This is a genomic window from Intestinimonas sp. HCP28S3_D6 (assembly GCF_052065695.1).
Taxonomy (GTDB): Bacteria; Bacillota; Clostridia; order Oscillospirales; family Oscillospiraceae; genus Intestinimonas.
In genome coordinates, this window is sequence record NZ_JBQHTM010000012.1 from 1 (window position 1) to 23,445 (window position 23,445).

15 protein-coding genes are annotated in these 23,445 nt (G+C 57.9%); 5 read left to right on the plus strand and 10 right to left on the minus strand.

Annotated features, from left to right (window positions below; translation table 11 throughout):
- The first annotated feature begins 123 nt into the window (after window positions 1-123).
- The 5 genes from ACTNBK_RS05870 to ACTNBK_RS05890 all read left to right on the plus strand — a co-directional run bounded on the left by ACTNBK_RS05870 (window position 124) and on the right by ACTNBK_RS05890 (window position 2,279).
- On the plus strand, window positions 124-435 hold the full coding sequence (locus ACTNBK_RS05870) for a C39 family peptidase (protein WP_441144515.1): 312 nt from the start codon (window positions 124-126) through the stop codon (window positions 433-435).
- 97 nt (window positions 436-532) lie between these two features.
- Window positions 533-901 carry a hypothetical protein gene (locus ACTNBK_RS05875; protein WP_441144444.1) on the plus strand — a complete coding sequence of 123 codons (369 nt, stop codon included), beginning with the start codon at window positions 533-535 and terminating at the stop codon, window positions 899-901.
- A gap of 28 nt (window positions 902-929) precedes the next feature.
- Window positions 930-1,334, plus strand: a complete 405-nt coding sequence (locus ACTNBK_RS05880) for a zinc-finger-containing protein (RefSeq protein ID WP_441144446.1) — start codon at window positions 930-932, stop codon at window positions 1,332-1,334.
- A gap of 18 nt (window positions 1,335-1,352) precedes the next feature.
- Entirely contained in the window at window positions 1,353-1,946 is a 594-nt protein-coding gene (locus ACTNBK_RS05885) for a sigma-70 family RNA polymerase sigma factor (protein WP_441144448.1), read from the plus strand.
- Between the two features lie 42 nt (window positions 1,947-1,988).
- Entirely contained in the window at window positions 1,989-2,279 is a 291-nt protein-coding gene (locus ACTNBK_RS05890) for a hypothetical protein (RefSeq protein ID WP_441144450.1), read from the plus strand.
- A 198-nt stretch (window positions 2,280-2,477) separates the two neighbouring features.
- Here ACTNBK_RS05890 and ACTNBK_RS05895 read toward each other — a convergent pair whose 3' ends face one another.
- The 10 genes from ACTNBK_RS05895 to ACTNBK_RS05940 all read right to left on the minus strand — a co-directional run bounded on the left by ACTNBK_RS05895 (window position 2,478) and on the right by ACTNBK_RS05940 (window position 23,295).
- Window positions 2,478-5,126 (minus strand): ATP-binding cassette domain-containing protein, encoded by a 2,649-nt coding sequence (locus ACTNBK_RS05895; protein WP_441144516.1) that lies wholly within the window; start codon window positions 5,124-5,126, stop codon window positions 2,478-2,480.
- A 4-nt stretch (window positions 5,127-5,130) separates the two neighbouring features.
- Window positions 5,131-6,117: a TIM barrel protein gene (locus tag ACTNBK_RS05900; RefSeq protein ID WP_441144452.1), complete on the minus strand. Its 987-nt coding sequence runs from the start codon at window positions 6,115-6,117 to the stop codon at window positions 5,131-5,133.
- The gene (locus ACTNBK_RS05905; protein WP_441144518.1) at window positions 6,114-7,022 is read right to left on the minus strand and encodes an energy-coupling factor transporter transmembrane component T; all 909 of its coding nucleotides are present in this window, start codon (window positions 7,020-7,022) and stop codon (window positions 6,114-6,116) included. The genes ACTNBK_RS05900 and ACTNBK_RS05905 overlap by 4 nt, the downstream gene beginning before the upstream one ends.
- Before the next feature lie 261 nt (window positions 7,023-7,283).
- Window positions 7,284-7,745, minus strand: a complete 462-nt coding sequence (locus tag ACTNBK_RS05910) for a DUF2284 domain-containing protein (protein ID WP_441144454.1) — start codon at window positions 7,743-7,745, stop codon at window positions 7,284-7,286.
- A gap of 94 nt (window positions 7,746-7,839) precedes the next feature.
- Complete coding sequence (locus ACTNBK_RS05915) at window positions 7,840-8,796, minus strand: DUF4430 domain-containing protein (protein ID WP_441144456.1); 957 nt, start codon at window positions 8,794-8,796, stop codon at window positions 7,840-7,842.
- Window positions 8,793-9,101, minus strand: coding sequence for a hypothetical protein (locus tag ACTNBK_RS05920; protein WP_242622403.1), 309 nt, complete (start codon window positions 9,099-9,101; stop codon window positions 8,793-8,795). Before ACTNBK_RS05920 ends, ACTNBK_RS05915 begins: the two co-directional genes overlap by 4 nt.
- A gap of 27 nt (window positions 9,102-9,128) precedes the next feature.
- Window positions 9,129-10,637 (minus strand): S-layer homology domain-containing protein, encoded by a 1,509-nt coding sequence (locus ACTNBK_RS05925; protein ID WP_441144458.1) that lies wholly within the window; start codon window positions 10,635-10,637, stop codon window positions 9,129-9,131.
- Between the two features lie 155 nt (window positions 10,638-10,792).
- Window positions 10,793-11,281 (minus strand): homing endonuclease associated repeat-containing protein, encoded by a 489-nt coding sequence (locus ACTNBK_RS05930; protein WP_130848931.1) that lies wholly within the window; start codon window positions 11,279-11,281, stop codon window positions 10,793-10,795.
- Between the two features lie 193 nt (window positions 11,282-11,474).
- Window positions 11,475-20,936, minus strand: coding sequence for an S-layer homology domain-containing protein (locus tag ACTNBK_RS05935; RefSeq protein WP_441144461.1), 9,462 nt, complete (start codon window positions 20,934-20,936; stop codon window positions 11,475-11,477).
- Window positions 20,937-21,654: 718 nt separating this feature from the next.
- Entirely contained in the window at window positions 21,655-23,295 is a 1,641-nt protein-coding gene (locus ACTNBK_RS05940; protein ID WP_441144463.1) for a hypothetical protein, read from the minus strand.
- Between the last annotated feature and the right edge of the window lie 150 nt (window positions 23,296-23,445).

The window sequence follows — 23,445 nt, forward strand, 5'->3', positions numbered from 1 at the left end:
CGTAAATGTTTCCTGTTTCTTCATCCCCATACACCACCATTGCGTTGATAGTGTTATTATCCCACATCCGGAGCCTTTATGGTAGTGCGGATTAAATCAGAGATTCCCTAATCATACAGCACACTGAATAAACACACCGTTAGTTGCTGGAAGTGTACTGTTTTACGCACATTAGAGGGCTGCACCGCCTCAGAGCCCCAGCGCATCGTGGACGCTTTGAGCCAGGGAAAGCTGGTCGTTGCCCTTATGAGCAAAGGACACTTTACCAGCAGCGGCCACTTTATGGTACTCCGGGGTGTCACCTCGGACGGCCAGATTTTGGTCGCCGACCCGGCCAGCTATACCCGCTCGGAAAAGTCTTGGGATCTGGCCATCATCCTCAACGAAGCCAGCACCAGAGCCAGTTCCGGCGGGCCCTTCTGGATCATTGGGTAGAGCAGGCCCTGGGCAGGCGTGAATTCACAAAATATTTACATCTGCACCGGACAAAATCGCTCAGAAAATGGGCGTAGTAATAGTAAGGGGGATCTTAATGTTGAAATGTCCCTGTATCCTAGCCAGATTTCTCATCCTCGTGGAGGGAGACTGGCGCAACGCCGTCTTTATCGACAGCTGCGGCCAATCCGGCTGCCGGGCCAGCGAGCCCTGCTCCGGTCATCTGTTTGCCGCAGACGCGGACGGAGAGCCCGTTCTAATTGCCGCCGACTTATTTCACCGGCTCACCGGAGAGCTGGTGGATCCGGCGGAGTGCGGCGGACATCTGAGCTGCTTTGCCTTTGAGCGGATGTACCATCGGAAGCTGCTCTGGCTGTCGCCATCAAACCAGCTTTGCGGTGTATGTCAGCTGGCAGCCGCCCAGCCGCCGCTGTCCTGCCGGGAGATACAGGGCGTGTCTCCCTGATGATTCCTCACCAGGAGGTGATTGTTCCATGAAACGTCTTCATCTGCATTGCCCATACTGCCGAGCTCCCGTCGTGCGCCGCCGCGGCAGGGCGCTGTTCGGCCCGGCGGCCCGGGATCCGGATGCGCTCTATTATGTCTGCGCCCGCTATCCCTTCTGCGACTCCTATGTAAGTGCTCACAGGAGAAGCGGTCTTCCAATGGGTACACTGGCGAACCCCGCGCTGCGGCGGAAACGCATCCAGGCTCATCAGGCATTTGACCAGCTCTGGAAATCCGGCCCACTGACCAAGAAACAAGCGTACCGGTGGCTGCAGGGCGCGCTGGGCCTGCCCGAGACACAGGCTCACATTGGCTGTTTCTCCCACTATCAATGTGACCGGGTCATCGCCCTGTGCACCGCGCCCCATCAGTCCAACCGTCTGGCCGCCTGACCCTGAGGAGGTGTACCAATGAATGAGCAGATCGTATTGACCGATGCACAACGCGAACTGGTCGAACACTATCTGTCTGTGGTCGATTGGGTCATCATGGATTATATCAAAGTCAACCCACAGATCTGCGGACTGGACTATGCCGACATCTATCAGGAGGGCTGTCTCCATTTGTGCCGGGCGGCCGCTTCCTATCCCGGGGCACCGGAAAAGTTTGGCGCCTATGCCCGCAAGGTCGTCCGCAATGGTCTGATTTCCTACTGCCGCCAGGTCTGCCGTCAAGAGCCAGCCCTTCCTCTGCTTGAGGAGTGCCTGAGCGAGGACGGCGCCCCTTCGGAGGGGCCTTCCCATCTGGAGCAGAAAATTCTGGATCAGTTAATCCGCGAAGATCTCTTCCGGGCCCTCCACAAGGCCCACCGCCAATCCTCCGGAGTGGTGCGGCTCGGAATCGAGGCCCTAGAGCTCAAGGCGAAGGGAATGGACGGTCGGGAAATTGCCGCGCTCTACGGCGTCAAATCCAATCATGTGGGCGCTTGGATCTCCCGGGCCGCCAGCAAACTGCGCCGAGATCGGGGCTTCCTGCGCGCCTGTAATTCTGAGTACACAAAATGAATGTCCGATCTTTGAGTGCCGGAAAGGAGTTTACCGGAAGCCGTGAAAAAACGCTGTATTTTACTGGAGGAGTGCCGGTTCGGTGCTGTGATCCTGTGGTATGAGCCCGTGGAGCCCGACAAGCCGGAGGATGCCCAGACTTATGTGCGAATTTTCCGCAGCGAGACAGACAACCATTGCGTCGCCATGGTTCATATACATATGGTCATTCCCATTCCAGACGAGGTTAAACCTGAACGGAGATGGGGCGCATGGTATCCCGAGCAGTCTTGGCTCAACTCCGTCCTCCCTCTATGGCGAGAGCCATACCAGCAGCGCAGACATTTCAGCTGACAGTTCCCTATGGCTATACCGGCCCTGAGTCAGCCAAAAACCCGGTTCGTCAAACACGAACCGGGTTTTTGATATAAAGAAGCCAAGCAATGGCAGTGCTTCCCCTAGTACAGGCAGCATAGGGTAATCCGTATCTCCACCAGATTACCCAGATTCCTCAATGGGCTGATACTTGCTGATGGTTCCCCCTTAAACTCCCTATTCCACCAGGCCATACTTTACTTTGATTCGATCCAGTTTCTCCAGCATAGGCTCGGCGCCGAAGAAGAGGAACAGCCAGGTGGCGGCGGCCTGGATACAGTCGAAGGGGAAGCCCGAAATATAGTAAGTCAGAAGGATCTTTCCATTGAGCTCTCCCAACCAGGTAAGGGCAGATGCCGGATTCATAATCCCGCCATAGATCAGGATGGCGCACAACGCACCGAACACGCTCAGGGACCCGCGGCTCCGCCGCAGCCAGCCCTTGCGGAAGAGCACTCCGGCCAGGAAGCCGATGATGCCCATGGCGAACATCTGCCAGGGCGTCATCGGTCCCTGCCCAAAGAGCACATTGGACACAAGCATGGTCATGGCCCCCGCCAGAAAACCTGTCTCGCCGCCGAAGGCCACGCCGGCGATAATGGTCATGGCCATCACCGGCTTGAACTGGGGCAGCATAAAGAGCGCCGCCCGCCCGGCAATCCCAATGGCGCACAGCACCGCGATGATAACTAACTCCCTGGCCTGGGGCTTCCGGTCCTCGAAGATCAGGAAAAAGGGGAGCATACACTCCAGCAGCACCATCAGCGAGATAAAGTAGTATTTTTTGTTATCCAAGTAGAACACGCCCACATACAGGGTCAGCGGGATCAGCAGCAGGATCAGCACCGTGGCTGCCAGGGTGCGTTTTGTCAGCTTCCGCTTCTCCTTTGGCGTCTGCACCAGATACTCTGGCCGATGGGTGCGCCGGGTAATGGAGAGGGCAAAAACAAACATGGCGGCGATCATCACACCATAGAGCCGCAGCTGATCCTCCGCCAGGGCGGTGGCGCCCTCCTGGGTTACTAAGGCAGTCAGATCCGTAACGCCCAGCACCTTCAAAAACAGCACCAACACCGCAAGTCCGGATGCCGCAGCCAGCAGTTTCCGCCACCAGGGGAGCTTCCGGGGCCTGGCTGCCGGGCTGTTTTTCTCCAGCTCCGGCAGGGGTGGAATGTCCTCCGGCAGCGCTGGTTCCGGAGACAGGGCCCCGCCGCAGGCGACCATTACGTCCTCCGGCGTCACCGCCCGGGGCAGAAGGCCCCGGGCCATCCGGTTGGCAGAGGTCGTGTAGAAGCTGTTACCGGAGAAGAAGTCCCGGGGCCGGCCCTCCGTGACCACACTTCCGTCAAAGAAGAGGGCGCAGCGGTGGGCATATCTGGCGCAGAACTCGATGTCGTGGCTGACCATGAGGACGGTCACACCCCGCCGGAGCAACACCCGCAGGATCTCCGCAAAAGCCTGTTTGAACTCCGCGTCCAGTCCCTTGGTGGGCTCATCCATCAGCAGGATATCCGGATCCAGCAGCAGCACCTTGGCCAGGGCCGCCCTCTGCTGCTCGCCGCCGGACAAGTCGTAGGGGTGGCGATCCAGCAGCGGGCCCAGGCGGCACAGGGCGGTCACATGGGCCACCCGTCCTTCTTGGATCTGCCGGGGGATCTGTTTCCCCTGAAAGATCTCAAAAAGATCCTCCCGCACCGTCTTTTTTACGAAGAGAGCCTGGGGGTTCTGGGGCAGGATGCCAAGGCTGCCATGGATCTGCACCTGTCCCCGGTAGGGCGTCAGCAGGCCGGAGAGCAGCTTCAGGCTGGTGGTCTTGCCAGTGCCGTTGCCTCCCAGGAGCGCCAGGAACTCCCCCTTTCGGACGGAGAGCTCCAGCCCTCGCACTACGTCCGGCCCATCCTTCTCATACTTGAACCACAGCTCCTCGGCGGTCAGCGCCGCCTCACCCGATCCTGATGGCACCGCCATCTCCGGCAGTGGCTTCAGGGAATGCCTCCCCGCATAGTCCGTCAGCCACCTGCGGCCCTCCCGCACGGTAACGGGGCAGGGCGCATCGTTTTCCACCGACGCCCAGACCCGCATAGCCGTCGGCATGGCCAGGAACATGGCGTGTCCGCTCTGTTTCAGGGCCACGCCCACTTCCTGGGGAGAACCGGCGCAGAGGAGTTTCCCCGCATCCATCACCACCACCTTGCTGGCTAAGGGGAATGCTTCCTCCAGCCGGTGCTCCGTCAGCAGGATGGTCGTGCCCAGCTCCCGGTTGATCTTTCCCAGGGTGGCGATAAAGTCCCCGGCAGCGATGGGATCCAGCTGGCTGGTGGGCTCATCCAGAATGAGGATATCCGGCTGCATGGCCATAATGGAGGCCAGGTTCAACAGCTGCTTCTGGCCGCCGGAGAGCTCAGTGACATTTTTGTAAAACCACCCCTCGATCCCGAAGAAGGAGGCCATCTCCGCCACCCGCCGCCGGATGGTTGGGGTATCGTACCCCAGGCTCTCCAGTCCAAAGGCCAGCTCATGCCAGACCTTGTCCGTGACAATCTGATTCTCCGGGGACTGCTGCACAAAGCCAATTGCAGAACTTTGGAGCCGCTGATCCAACGTGTCCAAAGGCTGACCCCGGAACCATATAAGGCCCGTCCGCTGGCCATGAGGCGTCAAGACCGTCTTGAGTTGCCGCAGCAGGGTGGATTTCCCACAGCCAGAGGGCCCGCACAAAACTAAGAACTCTCCTTGCTTGATGGTCAGATTTAAGTCATCCAAGGCCAAACGCTCCTGCTCCGGATATGAGAAGGACAGGTGCTCTATTTTTATGCTTTCTTCCATCACTTCAGCCACAAGCCAATCCTCCTCCCCTCAATAATGTCGTCTGCGCCATCACTGCCGCAGCACGGGCCCTCCGATTCCGGGAAGAGAGCTCATGAGTCAGCCAATGCGGCTCAATGCGTTCCAGTACCGGGAGGATCGCCGGATCCGTCCATGGCAGGTGCTGGTCAATCCGAAGGATGTGGCTGTAGTTTACAGCAAATCGCTCCAGGTAGTCTCTCGGCAAGTCTGTTGGAAGTTTGCCAGTGCATGCTGTCACATAGGGCCCGCTTAATGATTGGTGGAGGTGTACCCCCTGAATATATCTGCACAGGGAACCGTGGGTATTCAGCATTTTCCGCAGGTAGGCCGCTCCTTCTCTTTGCGTGCGCAGGGAGGTGTTTGTGTTCATGAGATGGCCGGTGTCCAGCATGATCCCCTTCTTGGGATAACGAATCCCTCCTATCAGTCGGGCAGTCTCCTCCGGGTTGGTAAAGGTGAAGCCCGGCCACCACTGATTCTCTACCAGGAATACGAAGGGCCAATCTCGTTCCCCTAAAATTAAATTGATGATCTCTATTGCTGTGTCGATGACCTCTTGGTTACTGTGAAGCCAGCGGTAGGTATAGCCTTCTTCAATAGAGACATCAGAGACATGAAACACCACATATTCTGCATTCAAGGAAGCTGCCCGTTCCAAATCCTGTTGATACTGTTTCAGTAAAATTTCCGGGTCCAACCCTCCATAAAAACGCTCAACAGTATTTAAGGCACCAAATTTTCGTACGAGCATCGCTTTGTTGTCCCGGTAAAAATCCAGCCAGTCCGGATAGAACAGCAAGTGGTAGCCAATTATCAGTTCGGAGGGTAAATCTGGAGGAAAAGCCTCGCCGCTCCATACGCCCTCCAGTCCGTCACATCCCAACCGAGCCAGTTCCCTACGCATGTCATCCCAGCCATGATATTCAATAAAACTCCCGGAATAGAGAGGGAGGCTCATCGTCTGTTTCAAGATATCCCCTTCTTCTCTCCATACAGCCTTCGCCATTTTCTTTCTTCCCACACATCTAAAATAAGCGGCGTTAGGCACGCAGCTAAATAAATCAGATGGAGGCAGACCGTCAGCGGCGTCCAGGGTGCGCCTTTTGCTGTAGGGTAATATCGCCAGGTAAAGGCGCCCGTTGCCGCACCGCAGCAAAGAAAGACTCCGCAATACACAAGCCACCCCAGCACAGCTCTGTCCCGGCTGTCAAACCGATAAATGGAGAACGCTGTTCGGCCAGGCAGGCCGTATCCGCGGCTCTTCATACTGTCTGCTGTTTCAATGGCGTTTTCAAGGCTCCAGGTAAGCATAATAGAAAATGTTGTGACCGCATTCCGCAACCGCTGGATCACCCCGCCATTATGAATATCCCGCCCTATGCACTGCTGTGCCTCAGACACCACTTTGAACTGAGTTTGGAATTTGGGCACGAAGCGCAGGGCCATGCTCAACACCAGGCTGAGGGCCGGAATGACCCGTCCGAAGAGGTAGACAAACTTATCAGAGGTCATCACCGCCGTATAACAGGAGAACCAAGTGATCACCGCTGCCAGCATGGTCGCTGCAGCCAACCCATACAGGATACTCTCCAGAGTCAGCGGATTCCCCGAGGGGAGGTAGAGCAACAGGGTCGCCCCCTCATGGTTGAAGGCGGGATTAACCAATGCGGCTACCGCCATCATGGGGAGCATCACCAGCACAGAAAAACGGACAGTCTTTCGGCCATTCAGATAGATTGCGTAAGCCAATGAAGCAGCCAGGGAAACGGCCAGGCAAACCGGGTGCATTAAAAACATGGAGAAGCCAATGACCAGCGCAAAATAGAGAAAATTGATGGCTGGATGGCAGCTGGAAAATGTATCTCTGTTTTGAATAGAACATCCCCCCTTATGGGACGCAGCAGACCGCCGTACCCATGAGCATGAAGTTTACTGCCCGGACTGCGTCTCCTCCCGCTCTCACCGGGCCATCTCACTGGCAATTTTCTGAAAGTGGCCGGCAATATAGCCATAGCTGTCCTTAATGCCGTTTTCCAAGCAAGTGAATCTTCCGCTGCTTTCGCCCCAGCATAGATATCGGTTTGCCCGTGTTCATAGCGTCTCTTTTTCCGGAGCCTGACGTGTCCGACAGGCAACTCATTTCAGCAGAAGCCCGCCAACGAGGGTAAGGTAGCTTGGAACCTCCCCATTTTTTACCCAGACGATGGGGCGGTGAAAATACAGCTCCATCGTCTTCTCAACATCGCCACCAAGAGCCTCAATGGATCGGCGCATTTCCTCTGGATGTCGGCACCGTGCCCCGTGTGGACGCGTGCAGTCGTCACTGCACAGGGCACAACTGCCAGCAGACAAAGCCAGAGCACCGGGCTTTCTGCGCTCCAGAACCAGGAGCTCGGTCATCAGCTTTTCCTTTTCCGCTCGCATCCCTTTCAGCAATCCGGTGAGTGTCTCGTCCGATGAAGGACAGAGTATGCGGGCAAATAGGTGCAGACGTTTATATTGTTTCCAAAGTTGCCGCGGCTGGAAAGCATATGGCGGGCAGGGCCATCGCTTTCCGTAGTTTTCACAAGCCTGGCAGTATCCCAGAAACTGTTCCACATCCACACACTCCTTGAGATACCTGCTTACAGACACTTCCTGTTCCAATGCCTCGACAGAATATGGCATAGAGCGTCTTCCTCTCTGAACATCTTTATCCACTGGCAGCGTAATAGCCTCCCACGTCAATTCCCAAATCGCAGGTGTACACCCACTCCACTACATCACCGGGCTGGAGCTGATAGCGGGAGCAACCGTAGTTAGGGAACCAGTCATTGACCTTGTACATCCAACCGGACAACTCGCCGCAGTCAAACTCGTAAAGGTTGTTGATTCCCTCGATATAGGCAGAATTGTACATAGGTGTATCCACAAACTCCATGTGGATACCAGCCTTCCGCATCTCCCGTTGAAGTACGTTGAAGACGCTCTCCCCTTCGTAAAAGGTGACCTCTGTGGCAGGGAAGATGACACCGTCCTCCGGTACCAATTCCACTTTTTCTGGATCCAGCCAGTTTATGTTTTCCAGTATGGTATCGCACCTCACCGAGAGGGTACAGGTGTGGGTCACATCGGAGAACTCCACATCCTGGGGCTCCACCGGCAGGGGTTTCCCCTCCGGCACAGGGTCGGTAAGATAGCGGTCCTTCCCCGTCTCCGGATCGATGACCATGCCGTTGGCTTCCGAGTACTCCTTGTTACCCTGCTCCACCCCGGCGGAGGAACCTCCCGCCAGTTCAGCGGCGGCTTCCACTTTTTCCTGGGCAGTCATCCCCCCCTCTGTGCCGCCTGGGCGGGTATCCAGCCCGCCGGGCGTGGGGGATGGCTCGGGGGTGTTAGCTGGTTCACTCGCCCGTGGTGGCTCAGAACATATTGGGTTGCTGCTCTCTGCCTGCGGGGACTTTTCCGCCTCCCAGCCAGGTTTCTTTTCAAACACTTCAGACTCATCTGCTCCAGAAGCGGACGGTGAGACCTCCAGGACTGCGCCGCTCTCCTGCCCTCGTACCGTCCAGCCTTGGAGCCCTGGCGCATTGCCGCCATACCAGAAGGCCGCCGCAAGGACGGCTACAATGATCAGCGCGGCAATGAGCTTCCCTTTTGTCAGCTTCATTTGGCCGCCTCACCATTTTTCCACGGCGTATACAGGCAATAAGCCGGGCACAGATCACCCATGTAAATCCATACGTTCTCTCCCATGTCGATGGGTTCGGAAAACACCAGATTGGGGATCATCAGCTTGAGAGTGGTGCGCTTGCACCCTCTGATGTTCTCCCCCTCCGGGGCAGGGTGCTCACGGAAAGCCGCCACCCGCTGCCCCAGATCGCTGATTCCCAGTTCCCTGGAAAGACGAGGAATAATCTCTGCCTCGTTACAGTACGCCACATGGTCTCTGTTCTGAAACCAGTTCCGATTCATCACGGTCGTGTACGCCCCCTTCTCAGTTTACAATAGATCGGCACTACTTAAAAGGTTGAAAAGCATCTGGGCCACCTCCGCCCGGGTCACGGCATCCTGAGGTCGGATGTTCAACTCTGTTTGGCTTAAAATTCCCTCTTGGTAGCAGAAGGCAAGTTGGGCTCTGGCCCATTCGGCGGAGGTCATGTAGTCTGGGAACTGGGCCAGCATATTCCGCACTGCAGCCGTATCCATTTCCGTTTCCAATCCACACAGTTGTGCCGCACGGGACACCATGACGGTGGCCTCCTGCCGGGTGATGGTTCCATCCGGGTTGAACCGCCCCTCACCCACGCCGTTGATGAGGGCGTATGTGCTGGCGGCCCCCACATAGGAGGCGTACCAGGCAGTGGAATACACATCCACAAAGGCGCCGGTATCCACCGGCGTTAGTCCAAGAGCCCGCACCACGATGGTTGCAAACTCCGCCCGTGTCATGCTTCCTGTAGGATCAAAATTGCCATCTGACTTGCCATCAATGATACCCCGAGCGGCCAGGGCCTCGATGGCTGTGATCTGGTCGCTGAACACGATATCCGGGAAGGTCTTGCCCGGCGATGTGATGGGCTGGGCGGTCACGGCAGGATCCTTGCCTTCCAGGCCCTGCCCTTTGGCCGTCTCCGTCTCCACGGCATCGGGGATCGAAAGCGCATCAGACATGCGGTAGAGACTGCTGTTCCCCTCTGCCGCCCGCTGGACGGCTACCAGGCCGTAGAAGCCCTGTTCTGTAGCCATCTGGTTGGAGCCGGAGCCCGACTGGGTGTGCAGGAAGCCCTCCCCCTTGCGGTAGAAGGTCATCAGATTGTCCAGCATGGTGTTTCCATTCTTTACAAACCGGGGGTCATCCAGGTCAATTCCCAGCTCACACAGGGCAATGATCATTTGAACGCAGCTTTCCGCATTGGCGGTTCCCCAAGAGGAAAAACCTCCGTCATCGCTCTGCTGCTCGGACATACAGGCCAGCGCCTCCTGGGTGGCCTGGGCCACCGCGGGCTGATCCTGATACTTGGCCAGGGCCTGGAGCGCCATGCCTGTGATGTCCGGATCCGCTGTGCCGTCGCTGGCCGTTGCAGATTCTGTACCGCCGAACAGGCTCCACCCGCCATCTCGAAGCTGGCACTCCAATATGCGGTCAATATACATCTGCCGGGTGGCCTGGGTCTCCGCCTCTGGATTCTCCGGCATAGGATAGCCGGCGCTGTCCAGGGCAATCAAAGCCCAGATGGGGCCGTTAAGCCCCTGCCAGATGGTCTTATCATAATCTCCCAGAGGCTTCGTCAGGTCATAGCCTGCCACATCCCGGGCGTCCTTTCCAATGGCGCTCAACGCCACAATGACCCTGGAATACTCCGTGTACTTTTTGTCATGGAGTACGCCGTCACACGCCTCCACATACTTTTTCACCGTGGCGTAATAGTCCTGGTAGTAACTGTCCGGTACCTCATAGCCGCTCCGTGCCAGACCCAGAACTGCCCACTCGCCGCCGATGGATCCCACCTGGGGATCCTGAACCGTAGTATAAACATATTTTGCCGTGTCTTGGACAGCCGCAGTCACCTCACTATTCGTCACGGCGGCATGGGCCGGCACACCCATCCCTATTGCCAATGACAGTGTCATAAGCGCGGCGGCGCATCTTTTCCAGATTCGTTTCATCCCGCTCCTCCTTCCATGCTGATTGTGGCAGCAATATCTCCCGCCAATGTATTTGTCTCCTGTGTTCCTTTTCCATGCGGCCATTCCTCACACCGCATCAAGGACTGTTTCCATTTTGTGTTTCGCTTCATTGCCTCAATCTCCCGGCGCCGGTTGGCCTCTCGCCGCTCCTTACGTGGTTTCTTCAGGCCTGCAGCCACCAACGCCTTCGGCCAGTTACCGAACCGCTCGATCAAAAATACACGGTAGACGCAAAACACCTCTTTTTTGCTGGGATTATGTCCCAGACGCTCTGCTGTCTCCCGAAGAATAGATAACAGTTCTTCATTGGAGAAGGCCGCATACAGCTCCCCTCGAGCCTGTTTGCCCATGAACATGATCCACTGCGATGGTTCCATCCATCCTGCATCCTCTGTTTTCCCGCTCTCCTCCGCCGCTGTCTGTGACAGGGCCTGTTTCAGCCGGATAATTTCTCTGGATCTCATCTTCTGCTCACCCTCCATCAAGGACAAGCGGGAGCCCATCTATCGGATGGGCTCCCGCACTTGCTTTTTCCTGGCCGTACCCATCCCGCACAGCCAGATTCTGTGATTCCCCGGCTGTTACGGGAGGGGTAAGCCTGCGGCGAATTTCACGCACTTTTTTGTCATGATTTCCGCTTTTGTGCCCCTGGATTCGTCAGGAACGACTTTCCAGAAAGCGCATCAGGATCGTTGCCACTTCAGCGCGGCTTGCCTGGCCCTGAGGATCCAAACGGCCGCCATCCTTGCCGGTGATCAGTCCTTCCGCATAAGTCCACTCAATAGCCCGGGCCGCCCAATCGGAGACTTGCTCACTGTCCGGGAAACTGCCCAGCCCGGATGCACTGCTGACATCCCAGCCCTTGGTCTTGGCATAGCGGTACAGGATCGCAGCGATCTGCTCACGGGTCACGCTGCCGTCTGGATCAAAGGTCGTGGCGCTGGTGCCGTTGACAATCCCGGAGCCATTGGCCCATACCACTGCGTTGGTATACCAGTTTCCCGCTACCACATCGTTAAAGGGCTCGGTGCTGTTCATCGTGGGTTCACCTTCCATTCGCCAAAGCACCGTCACCAGCATGGCGCGGGTCATGGTATCATTGGGCGAGAAGGTGGTGGCGCTGGTACCGTTGAAAAGCTCATTGATATAGGCATAGACCACCGCGTCATAGAACCAGTCACTTTCCTTCACATCAGTGAATGGCAGCCGGATGGGCGGGACAGCTACAAAGGTGCTCAGGTGTGTTGTTGTGACCTCTACCCAAAGTTGGTTGTTCTGTCTCCTGCACAGTCCTGTCAGCTCATCCACCGCGCCGCTTTCACTGATCTGGTACACGACACAGCGTTTACCGGTCTGGAACAGGCTTTCACTCACAGGCAGGAGCAGGGTAATGGCACGCCCGCCAAAGCTGGTGATGGATTTACTGCCGGAAGTGATGGTCACTTTAGTGACACTGGCATCCTCCAGGCGGTCTTCCGGGATATCCACTTTGTTCGCCAGGAGGGTTCTGGCTTCGGAAGCTGGATGCTCCTCCATACGGACAGTCAAATCCTGCCCGTTCGCCTCTTCCAGGATCTTTGCCAGAGTACTGTTGGGAATATTCGTTTCACCAAGGTGTGTGCGAACGGCCAGTCCGGCGTCCGTCTCGTCGATCACGCCGCTGAGCGCCCTTCGGGGCAGCTCCACGGAGATGTCGGTCGCCCGCTCCGCACCGGTGGGTGCGATAACGATTAGAGTAGCGCCGGCCTCCACAGCCTCCTCCAGAAGGGTATTGAACTCCGCAGATGTCACGGTGGCAACGGCCTTCCCATTGCTGTCCACGGTCGCCTTGGGTTCCAAAAGAATCTCAATCCCGTCCAGCTCAGGCATGACAAAATTGCCATCAATGACCGGCAGTTCGTCGGGCTTTACTGCTCCGGTTTCAATCAGCCAAAGCCGCAGGGCTTCGTACCACTCGGCATCTTCCGCAGTGATATACGTTTTCTGTTCCTCGTTCAGATTTTTATAAGCTGCCGCCGCCTCCTTTACCTGCTGAATCAGACGCGTACTGGGCGTGCTACCCCGATCCACCTTGGGCAAAGCCCTCAGCAGCTCTTTCACGTCGTCGATCTGTTCATAGAACTTTACTTTTGCCTCTGCTTCCTCCAGTTTGTCCAGAAGCGTCCGGCTCACCTTTGCCTTGGAATCACTGCTCAGCGCATGATAGGCGGCTCGTGCAGCCGCTACCTTTGCAGCCTGCGTTTTGTAGTTGGCATAGGTGATTTCCGGCAGGGCCTTGATCATCTCGATGACCGCTTCCGCACTGTTGTTGCTGACCACTGTAATGGTGTACCGGGTCGCCGTGTAGTTGACCGCATCCGAGCCCTGGTTGTTCATGGAGGGCCAGGAGGGCTCGCCCACGCCGATGTAGAGGACGTCACCAGGTTTTACAGTGATGGTCTGCGTCCGCTTGTAGCAGGCGGAATCGCGGTTATAGTAGTTCAGGAAGGTCTTTACCATGTAGTTCTTGTTGACGGCAGTGGGAGTCACCGTGACCCGCGCACTGTTCCCGGAAATGCTCAGGGTATATTCCAGGGTGTCGCCGTCAAAGCTGGGCCGGAGGGTCCCTCCGCTGATCCGCAGGGAGGCCAGGCTGGTATCCGTGTTGCCCCAGAGGCTCCCCACGTCCTCGCCCAAGTTGCAGGTGTAGACGATGTTCAGGTAATCGCCGTCACCCAGCTCATAGTTACCGCTGCCGTTGGCCCGGAAGGACTGGAAGCCCTCGTTGACGAACCAGTCGTTGAGGGTGCCCATCCAGCCGGCTCCCCTGGCGCCATCGAACTCAGCCAAGCTGGGCTCGCTGCTGTCCTTGCGGCCGTTCCTGTTCTCGTCCACATAGATACCGGAGAGATAGGTGATGTCATAGCCGCCGGTGTCGCTGGCGCCGGTTCCCCACCAGGAGTATCCGCCCAGGGCCAGGGCCTTGAGCACGCTGGTCATCATGGTGTCCCGGGCGCACAGGTCGTACCAGCCGGACACCAGGGTGCCGCGGAAGTCTCCGCCGCTGTAGGTGTTGTTCTCCACACTGATATAGACCGAGCCGATGACCGGGCCGAAGTCTGGGATCTCCACGCCCCGCCGGAAGGTCGCACGGATCTCATGGTCCGCATCCACATTGCGGAAGGTGTAAGAGTCCACCGCACCCACAGATCTCCAGTCTACCAGAACGTCATCCACCACATAGCCTTCATCCGGCGTGATGTAGTACGTCTGGCTGCCGCCGGCCGTTACCTTGGTCTCACCTGCGGGCTCGATTCTGCCACCAGCGCCGGCCGTAGCCGTGATGGTGTAGATCTCTTCCATGGCATCCGCCAAGACAACGAAGGTGCTCAGATGATCTACGCTAACTGTCACATAGCGCTGGCCATCTGAGATGACGCACCGGCCAGTCAAGGTCTCCACCGTACCATTGTCGCTGATGACCAGGACGTCATACTGCTGGCCAAGCGTGAAGTTGCTGCCCACTGGGATCATAACGGTCAGACCGTGCCCACCGAAGGTGGTCAGCTCCTGGCCACCCACTGTAATGGTGACTTCCACCGCGGTGCTGTTGGTCAGGTCTGTGCCGGTGGGAAGCTGCTCTGCCACCGTAAGAATGGATGTCTCCTCCACACGGATGATCAGCTCTCCAGGATCCTGGATACTGCTCAGGACTTCCTCAGACAGTGTGACATTGCCCTTGGGCGTCTGGACGGCAAGGCCCGCGCCCGCATTGGCGATAGAGTGTGCCGAACCGGCGGGGAGCACCACGCTCACCGCGCGGGTACCGGAGCTGACCTCGGTCGGGATGACGGTGATGGTGTCGGCGCTTGTCTCCTTCACCGCCTTGACCGCCTCGCTGATCGCGTTGCTTGTAATCGTTGCCGTCTGGGTGTCTCCGCCGACGGTGACCTCCTGCTCAATCACAGGGGTGAGCACCTCAAACGTGACCGAGACGGTATGGTCACTTGTGACGTTTTCCAGCGTGTAGGTCTGAACTGTGGCGGCGGAGGCGGTGAGCATCGCGTTTTCCTCCAGGGGGATGGGGAAAACCTCTGCCACTGTCTCTGTCCGCTCCGCACCACAATCCAAGCACACATAGACGTCGGCCGTCTCCGTGGAGCTTGACTCATCCAGTACCCAGCTGTGACTGGCCAGGGTAGACACATCTTCCATGCCGCAATCAGCACACACCGACCAGTGCATCCCGCTGCTGTGCACCATCTCGGTGAAGCTGTGCTCCGCATAGCCGCCATAGGGCAGCCCGCAGTCCTGGCAGATTGCCAGGGCCGTGCAGGTGGTCGTGCCGCCGTGATGGTCACAAGTGGCGGTGCTGCCCGCCGTCTCGCTGTAGCCGCACACCTGGCAGACCGCATCCTCCGTCGTGGGGGCTGCTGCGTCCACCGGGGTCAGCCCGCTGCCCACGTTCATGAGCAGCATCGGGTGGATACCGGCAAGGCTGAGCAGGCTGTCCTCCGGGTTTTCAGTCTCTGCAGTGCCTTCCTCGGTTTCATCATTGGTTTCTGTCAGGGCGGTCTCGTCCTCCGTTTCCTCGACGTCGCTGCCCTCCTTGGGTCCTGTCTCCGGAAGGTCGGAGCTCTCCTCGTTCTCAAATACGTGGGACTCCACAGCGCTCTTTTCCCCGCAGACCAGGCAGATGTGCCAATGGCCTGTGGCGTCCGACTGCCAGCCGCTCGCATACTGGTGAGCCGCCAAGCCGGTCTCCATACCGCTCTCCAGCACTTTGCCGCAGCTTCCGCAGATGGTGTCTCCAGTGTAGCCCGGCTCTGTGCAGGTGGCCGCTCTCCGGCCGATGACGACCCTTTCACCGATGTGCGTCCCATTCGCGCAGGTCTCCGCGGTCTCGGCCTCCTCGATGAGATTGCTGTCGGAGATGATTGCCATCGCGCTCTGTACTGCGCTGCCTCCGGCCCACACCGAGTTCCCGTCCACCTGGATGTCCGCGATCTGGTAGCCGTCATTCGGGGTGATGGTGAAGGTCACATCCGCGCCGTCCCCGACGGTAAATGTACCGGACGGGGCGATGCTTCCGCCTGTCCCTGCCTCCGCATGAATCGTGTGCGTGTCGCTGGGCTGGCCGGTGAACACGTCGGTCATGTCATAGAGGGGGCTCTGCTTCTTTTGGAACCGGTCGTAAGCCACCAGGGCATAGGCCGCCTGCTCAGAGGCCATCTGATTGGTGCCGCCAGTCGCGTGGCTGAAGCCTCCATCCTCCTGCTGGTAGCCCAGCAGGCCGGCCAGAGCGCTGATGCTGTTCTTGGTAAAGTCGCTGTCGGTGGCAGCGTCTCTGCCCAGGGCGGCCAGAGCCACAATGACCTGGGCGCTGGATTCGGCGCTTCCGTAGCCTCCGGTATCGTTCTGAGAGGTGGAGAGGAAGTTCACTGCCTTATCTACGGCGCTCTTGAGTTCTGCGTGGGAGTGCGTCGCGCCCAGCGCCTGGAACCGGCTCTGGTCGAGGTAGTAGGGTGCCAGGGCCTGCACCGCCATGGCGCAGACATCCACGCCGCCCAGCTCACTTTCGGTGTCCACCTGATCCGGGTTATAGATGGGCCAGTTGCCGTCGGACTGCTGCTTGTCGATGAGCAGGTCGATCCACGCCGCCCGAGCGGCGTTGCCCTCGTCATCGTTCCGGTAGCCGCCGGAGTCCAGGGCGATGAGGGCCCAGATGGTGCCGTTGTTGCCCTGCTCAGAGACCTGATACGCATAAGCGCTGGTCTTATCCTGCGAGGGCTCCAGCAACGGCTCCACCAGGTTGTAGGTGACGTCGCCCACCTGGAAGTGCTCCGCGTCCTCCCCCAGAGAGGTCAGAGCCAGGACGACCCGGGAGTACTCGGTGTGCAGGGTCTGGTCAGCTGACTTGTCCAGCTCGCCACCCCGCTGCTGCACATACGTCCGCAGGTTGGCCAGGTAACTGGTCCGGGTAGTGCTGTCCAGCGAACCGGCTCTGGCCTGGGCCAGCACGGCCCACTCACCCTTTTCCGATCCGACGATTGGGCTGGTGACGCTCCCTGCCAGGTAGCTCAGCGCCTCCTTCAGGGCCTCCCGGTAGCCGGAAGTGTCCTGTCCGCCGCCCTGAAGGGCCTCCAGCGCAGCTTCCGCGGCCTCCAGCACATTCAGGTTGGAGACCATGTTCTGTGCGCTGAACTTGTCGGCATAGGCGTCATAGGCGGCCCGTGCAGCGGCAATGGCCTCCGCTTTCTCCAAAGTGACCTCACCAATGGCGGCGATCTGCTCCACCACAGGCAGGGCGGCTTCGGCGCTGAGGAGGGTGTTGTATGCGTCCGGCGCAGATGCGACCAGATCCTTCTGCGCTTGGGTCAGGTCGTTATACCCGGCTCTGGCGGCCTCGATGGCGCTCTTGCTGCCGGTGGTGACTTTTTCTCCAATCTGCGCCACCAGCCCGTTGAACGCCTGCACCGCGGCCACGTCGTCCTGCGGTATGCTCCCGCCCAGGGCCTCCACGGCCTCGTTGAGGCGGTTGACTTCGGCCACTGTCAGATAGAGCTGACCAGTACCCAGGGCGTCGTAAGCGCTCTTGGCCTTATCCACCTGCTGGCGGTATGCCGACGGATTTGCCTGGATTGCCGCCGCGTCCGGCAGGACGGCGATTTGAGCCTTGACCCTGTCAACGGCCGCAAATGCCTGGATCTGCGCGATGGCCTCCGTCAGCTTTGTGGCGTCAATCCCTGTCGTGTCCGCCAGGGCATCGTAATCCTCCTGCAGGGCCTCGACGGTCTGCTGGTAGGTCTGATAGCTGCTGTAGGTAATCTGCGACTTGCTGGGCAGGGCGTCGATCCGGGCCTGGATGCCGTCCGCCCCGCTCTCGTAAACCTGGATGCTGTACCAGGTACCGGTATAACGGAGCGTGTTGCCGGACTGGTTGTTCATGGACGGCCAGGCGTATTCGCCCACACCGATATAAATGATGTCGCCCGGCTGGACCGGCAGATTTTCTCCACGGCGGTAGTACTCCACATTGTTGGCCGTGGTCTTACTGTTGATAAATACTTTGACCAGGAAGTTTTTGTTGGACGCTGTGGGTGTGACCGACACGGCGCTGCCGTCCAGAGTCAGGGCATAGCTGGCAGTCTCCCCGTCGAAAGCCGGAGACAGGGTGCCTCCGGTGACCTCCAGCTCCTTGAGGCTGGTGTCCCCGTTGCCCCAGGTTCCACCCAGATCATTTCCATACCCGGACATCGTGAACATCATCCGGATCTCGTCACCATCGACCAGGCGGTAGTCGCGCTTCACATTCGAGACAGCATAAGAAGCAAATCCCTCGTTGGTAAACCAATCGTTGAGCACGCCCATCCAGCCGGAGCTCACACTCCCGTCAAATGCCGCCAGCTTCGTTTCTCCGCTGTCCCACTGGCCATTACTGTTGCTGTCATAGTAGACATTTTCGATGTAGGTGACATTTGTGTCTTTCCCGTTGTTCCAGCCATAGCCGTTCTCAGACAGGGCCTTCAAAATGGCGGTCATCATGGTGGTATCGCTGTCAAGCGTGATGTCCGCCTCCACAAAGGCCCCGCCGTTTTGGTAGAAGCCGCCGGCTGCGTAAGTAGTGTTCTCAACGGTCACATGCACGCTGCCGAGATTTCCGCTGGAAACGCGCGTCTCAACGGCTTTCATCGCATTGAGGGCATCGCTCAAGGCTGTTTTTATTGCTTCGGCGTTCTCCGCCGCATTGATCTTGGACACGCCCTCGTCATACGCAGATGTCAGTGTCTTCCAGTTTGTATCGCTGTAATCAGACCGCTTATAGCCCTTGAACGCCTCTGACAGTTGATCCAGCGCACTGCTGCGCAGACTTTCCACCGATGTTTTGCCTCGGATATGAAATGTGACCGTCACATCGTTCCTCGGCATGAGCGCTGTGGTGGAGTCAGCGAAGTAGAAGGGGGCAACCCCTTCCCAACCCCTGTCGTATCCGCCTTTCGGATCGGTTGGGGGCCTATCCAGCCTCAATTCGCTCAGTGTCGCCCCCGTGGACTCCACACGATAGATCTCATAGTCCAGTTCATTCAATGCAGCGCCGGTTTCCGTACGGATATATACCCACCACTCATCATTGGGCGAGAGTTCAAGGGAGTTCGCATATCGAAAGCCGCTGTTTTTATGGGCCAAAAAGCTCTTGAATGGGTCACTGGATCCCTCCTGCCCAATGAACTCAAAGGTCAGCGTAAAGGTCTTTTTCGGCAGGCTGCTTCCGTCCTTGCCATAGGCTTTTACCAGAGCCTCCCACTGTGCCTGTTCCTGGCCGGTGAGCTGTGATTTCTGGTAGCCGGTCATCCCGGCATAGTGGGAACTCGCCTTCTGCATGGTGGAGATGTCGCTCTGCAGGAAGAGTCCCTCCCCGATCTGTGCCACTGTTGGGAGCTTCGCCAGGTATTTCCGCATGGCAGAGACAGATTCCTTATTGGATTTCTCCGCGTTCTCCACCAGGCTCTTGATTTGGGTCAGCGCATTTGAGAGCGCGTCTTCGGCCGCTTTAAGGCTTGTCGCGTTCTCGATGGCCTGCACTCCCGCATCATGGGCCGCCTTGACCTGGGCGTAGACGGCTTCTCCCAACTCAGTGGCGTTGCATCCGGCCAGCGCCGCAGCCAGACGGCTCTTGCGCGCTTCCTTCGCCGCCGCAAGTTCTTCCTCATTCAGAGGGGTGACCGTCACTGTGGTCCGGGCGGGCGCGTTCAGCGATGCGTACTGGTACTGGGCGCCGCTGGCCGTCCGGTCAAATACCACGGATTCCGGATTCGCCGCAACCAGCACATATTGGCCCGCCTCATTGAGATGCGTGGTCACCGTCCCGCTTGCGTCGGTGCTCCCCTCCAGAAGCTGGTACTCCCCGGACGGCGCTCCACTCTCATCCAGCTTCACTGCCAGCAGGCGGGCGCCGTTGAACGGCGCAGAGCGGCCGTCGTAGCTTCCCACCCAGCCTCCAGTTCGGGTCACCTTCAGCGTAAGCGCCTCGCCCTCTGCCACGGTCTTCGCATGGTCTTCAAACGACAGCAGGCCCCAGAAGTCTGTCGTGTTGACATACGCCGTTTCGCCCATGGCGCTGTATTCCCTGTCCATGGGAGTGGGGGCGAACAGGATCACAACTTTATCGCCGTCCCGGAGCTTTATGTCGCCCCACTTCTCTCGAGCTACGGCCACTCCGTGGAGCAGTGTCGGATTTAATCCGGCATCCCGGAGCTGAATGCCGTTGACGAAGACCGCGACATTGGTTGCTCGGTATGTCATGGAACTGTATTTCACCTGCAGCTGGAGCCCGGCTGACGCGACCAGTCCGGCAACGGTGCGGCCCGCACCGCTCAGGGAGACGTCAGGGTTCTCATAGATGCCTTCCGAGGGCGGGAGTCCCAGCTTCGCTCCGTCCGGGCTGGCGAGGTCGTAGGCAACCTGGCTGTCGGCCACGCGGAGGGAGACAGAAATTGTTTCCTTCGCGCTCTCCAGCCCCTCGTAGTAGGCCGACCACAGCGCCGCCGCATGTCTCTGATATCCATTCAGGACAGAATCGGACACCGACGTCCCTATCGGACCGTGCTGCTGATAGTAGGATTGGGCTTCCTGGTAGGCCGTCTGGAACGCGGTAAAGCTCTCCTTTGTATAGTCGCTCTCATGTTCCAAAGCGCCCGCGAACTGAGCGAGCATACCGGCAAGCGACTGCCGATAGATCGACGCGCTGGTCACCTGATCGTCGCCGGTGTAAACAGCGTCCAGATCGCCGGCGGCAGCCAGCAACTCCTCCGCGTACTGCTCCACAGTGTCCTGATGCTCAGCCTTGTTCTCCATTGTGGGGTTCCCATCCTGGTCATAGAGGGAAGCGAGGTAAGCTTTGCCCTTCTCATAGACTGTCCTATACGCAGTCCAGGTCTCCGGCGTATAGTCCTCCTGCCGGTACCCTCGGCTTTCCACCTCCTGGATGGCTTCATACAGGACAGTGGCGTTGACCTGGGTGGTGGGGATCAGGTTGGCGATGGCTTTTTCCAGTTCCTCTGCCGCATCATCAATCGCACTCTGCGTGGCAGACTGACCACCGTTTAAGAGTTCAGTGGCTTGTTGATACGCAGACTGCATATCCAGCCAGAAGCCTTGGTTGCTGTAGTTTTTTCCATTCCAGCGATCATTTTTTGTATGGTATCCATCTGTTGGAACGGACTCCACTAATGCCTGTAAGCTTTCGGTATTCACTTCCGCAGTGGGAATTTGGACATAGACGATTGCTCGCGGCTTCGCAGTAAGCAGAATGAATCCTGAAACCCCTGTGAGGGGGATAGCTGCTTTCGCATTGTCATCTAATGTGTTCCATCCCTGAGCAGCAATGGCAGCTTTACCATCTACCCCTTGAAATTCTCCATTTTGTAAATAATTAGAAGTATCCGCTATAATCGCACCATGGTCATACGCCGTGCTTGACGCAATGCCAGTCCGCGCACCTCCTTTACTCAGTAACAGAACCGCTCCGACCTTGGAATTCCACGTATAGGACTGAACCTTTGCCCCTTCTGGCAATGCAGCTAAATAGGCATTACCACTATTAGGTCCTATCTTGGTTGTTCCAATCAGCGACAATTCTGCAACATGGGTTTCTGCAGCCTCTCCGATGGTATAAACTATATTAACAACTGCTTCATTATCTTGATCTCCAACCGCTAGTACCCCTGTTGGTATCCAGGAGATGCACATTCCCATTATGCACAGCAATGCTATAAAAGTTCTCATTTTCTTCATCATGTTCTTAAAATCGAAAAGAATCCCCCGGGAGCAAGCGAATACTTGCTCCCGGGGATTCTTTTCAGAATCTAATCAGAATGATGTTCGGAGACGCTGTACCATTTTGAGAGATAATCCGAACACAATTCGTGCCAGTAGGAATCGTATAACTGCCAGAAGTAGACTCATTTATATACAAATTCCCGCTGTCTACGGTTGCGGTGACTACGCTTCCCGCGCTCATCGCTCCAGTAGCAGAAATATCGTAAACAGTCACACTTCCAACTTTGGTCACTGTTCCACCCATATCCACCAATCCAGCAAGGTCCTGATTACCATCAATCAAAACAGAGGGTATCGCAGAGGTCCCTGTCCCAGTCCCCGTCACCGTGTAGATGCCGCAAACCTCAGCGGAGGTCTCACCGAAGATACCGGGTGTGGGGATGGTGGTGTTATCCGTGCTGCTCATCAGTGCGGATGTATATACCCGGATATAGCTGATGCTTGTAAGCCCCGCAGGCGTACCGTCCGGCTTTACCGCCCACGCAATGTCGAAGCCATCCCCGCCCTGCGTGGTGGCCGCGGCGGTGTAGGGATTGATCGCGGTGCCATAATTGCCGCCATTGATATGGACATCCGCATAGCCAAATTGATAGTCCGCAGTGGTGTCCGTGTCCTTCACCAGTGTAACGCCGGTATAAGTCACGCTGGCGCCGTTAAAGGCGGAAGCGCCGACGGTCTGATCGCTGGAGACGGCGGACGTCTTCCACACGCCGCCGTAGTTCGCCGTGGTGGGGAACCACGCAGCGGCGCCAGCCTTGAACGTCCCGGTGAGTGGGAAGGAAACGCCGGGATTGCGCCCGTTCGGATCCGTGATGCTGTACTGAATATCGCTCCCGCTCAGGGTATAGGTGATGTTCACATCGCGAAGCGTATTGGGGTCATAGTACAAGCTTCCGGCCAGCTCATACCAGGTCTTTCCATCTTCGGAGACCTGGACAGAGGCCGCCTCAGGGTTGCCGTTGAAGGCGTTGCCGTAGACGATGAAGTCCACGCCATAGGGATTGCTGGGGTCATCCTCGATATAGGCCTGGTTTCCTTCGCTGTCCCGCAGGGCATACTGGACGTAGCCGCCGCCGGCGCCCAGGGAGACGCCGGTAGAAGAAAACCCGCCCAGGATCTTGGGAGTGCTGCCATCCGTCGTGCCGCCGTCAGTATAAGGGCTGCCCCACATCGTACCACGGGCATACTGGCCCAGCGGCAGATAGCCCTGCAGGACTCCAGTGATGGCGCCGCCGGCCAGCTGCCCCTCCGGCGCATCAAAGCTCAGCGTATAGACATTGTTGCTCTGGGCCGCATTTTCCAGTTTGATCACAATGCTGCCCCCGCTGCTGTTGGTCACCAAATACTTGGTGCCACCCTCCGTTTCCTCCACAGGCGCGGACAGGGTGCCGCCAGTAATGGTGATTCCGTTGTCCTCGGCGCTGTCTACATAGAGGTAGAAGCCGGAGGGATAGTAGCCGTCCTCACTCGACACGATATCTCCCGTGTGATAATCATTGGAATTTACGTTTTCACTATCCCACACCACCGACAGGGCGCCGGCGGTATCCACGCTGATACGGTCATGGTCATTGTCCATCACCGCTCCCGCACTGACCGACAGCAAGCTGAATGCCATCGTCAGGGCCAGCAGCATGGCTGTGAATTTTCTCGTTTTCATACCCAAAACCTCCTTAAAAATATCCCGCTGGTTTAGGATCCCGCATGTTCTCTCGTGTTTCCCTGTCTGCCCTTCGCCTCCTCCCTCCGCCGGTCGATAGAGAAACCTCAATGGTTCAAATCCGTGTCCAGCCGCCAATGCGGCCGCCGC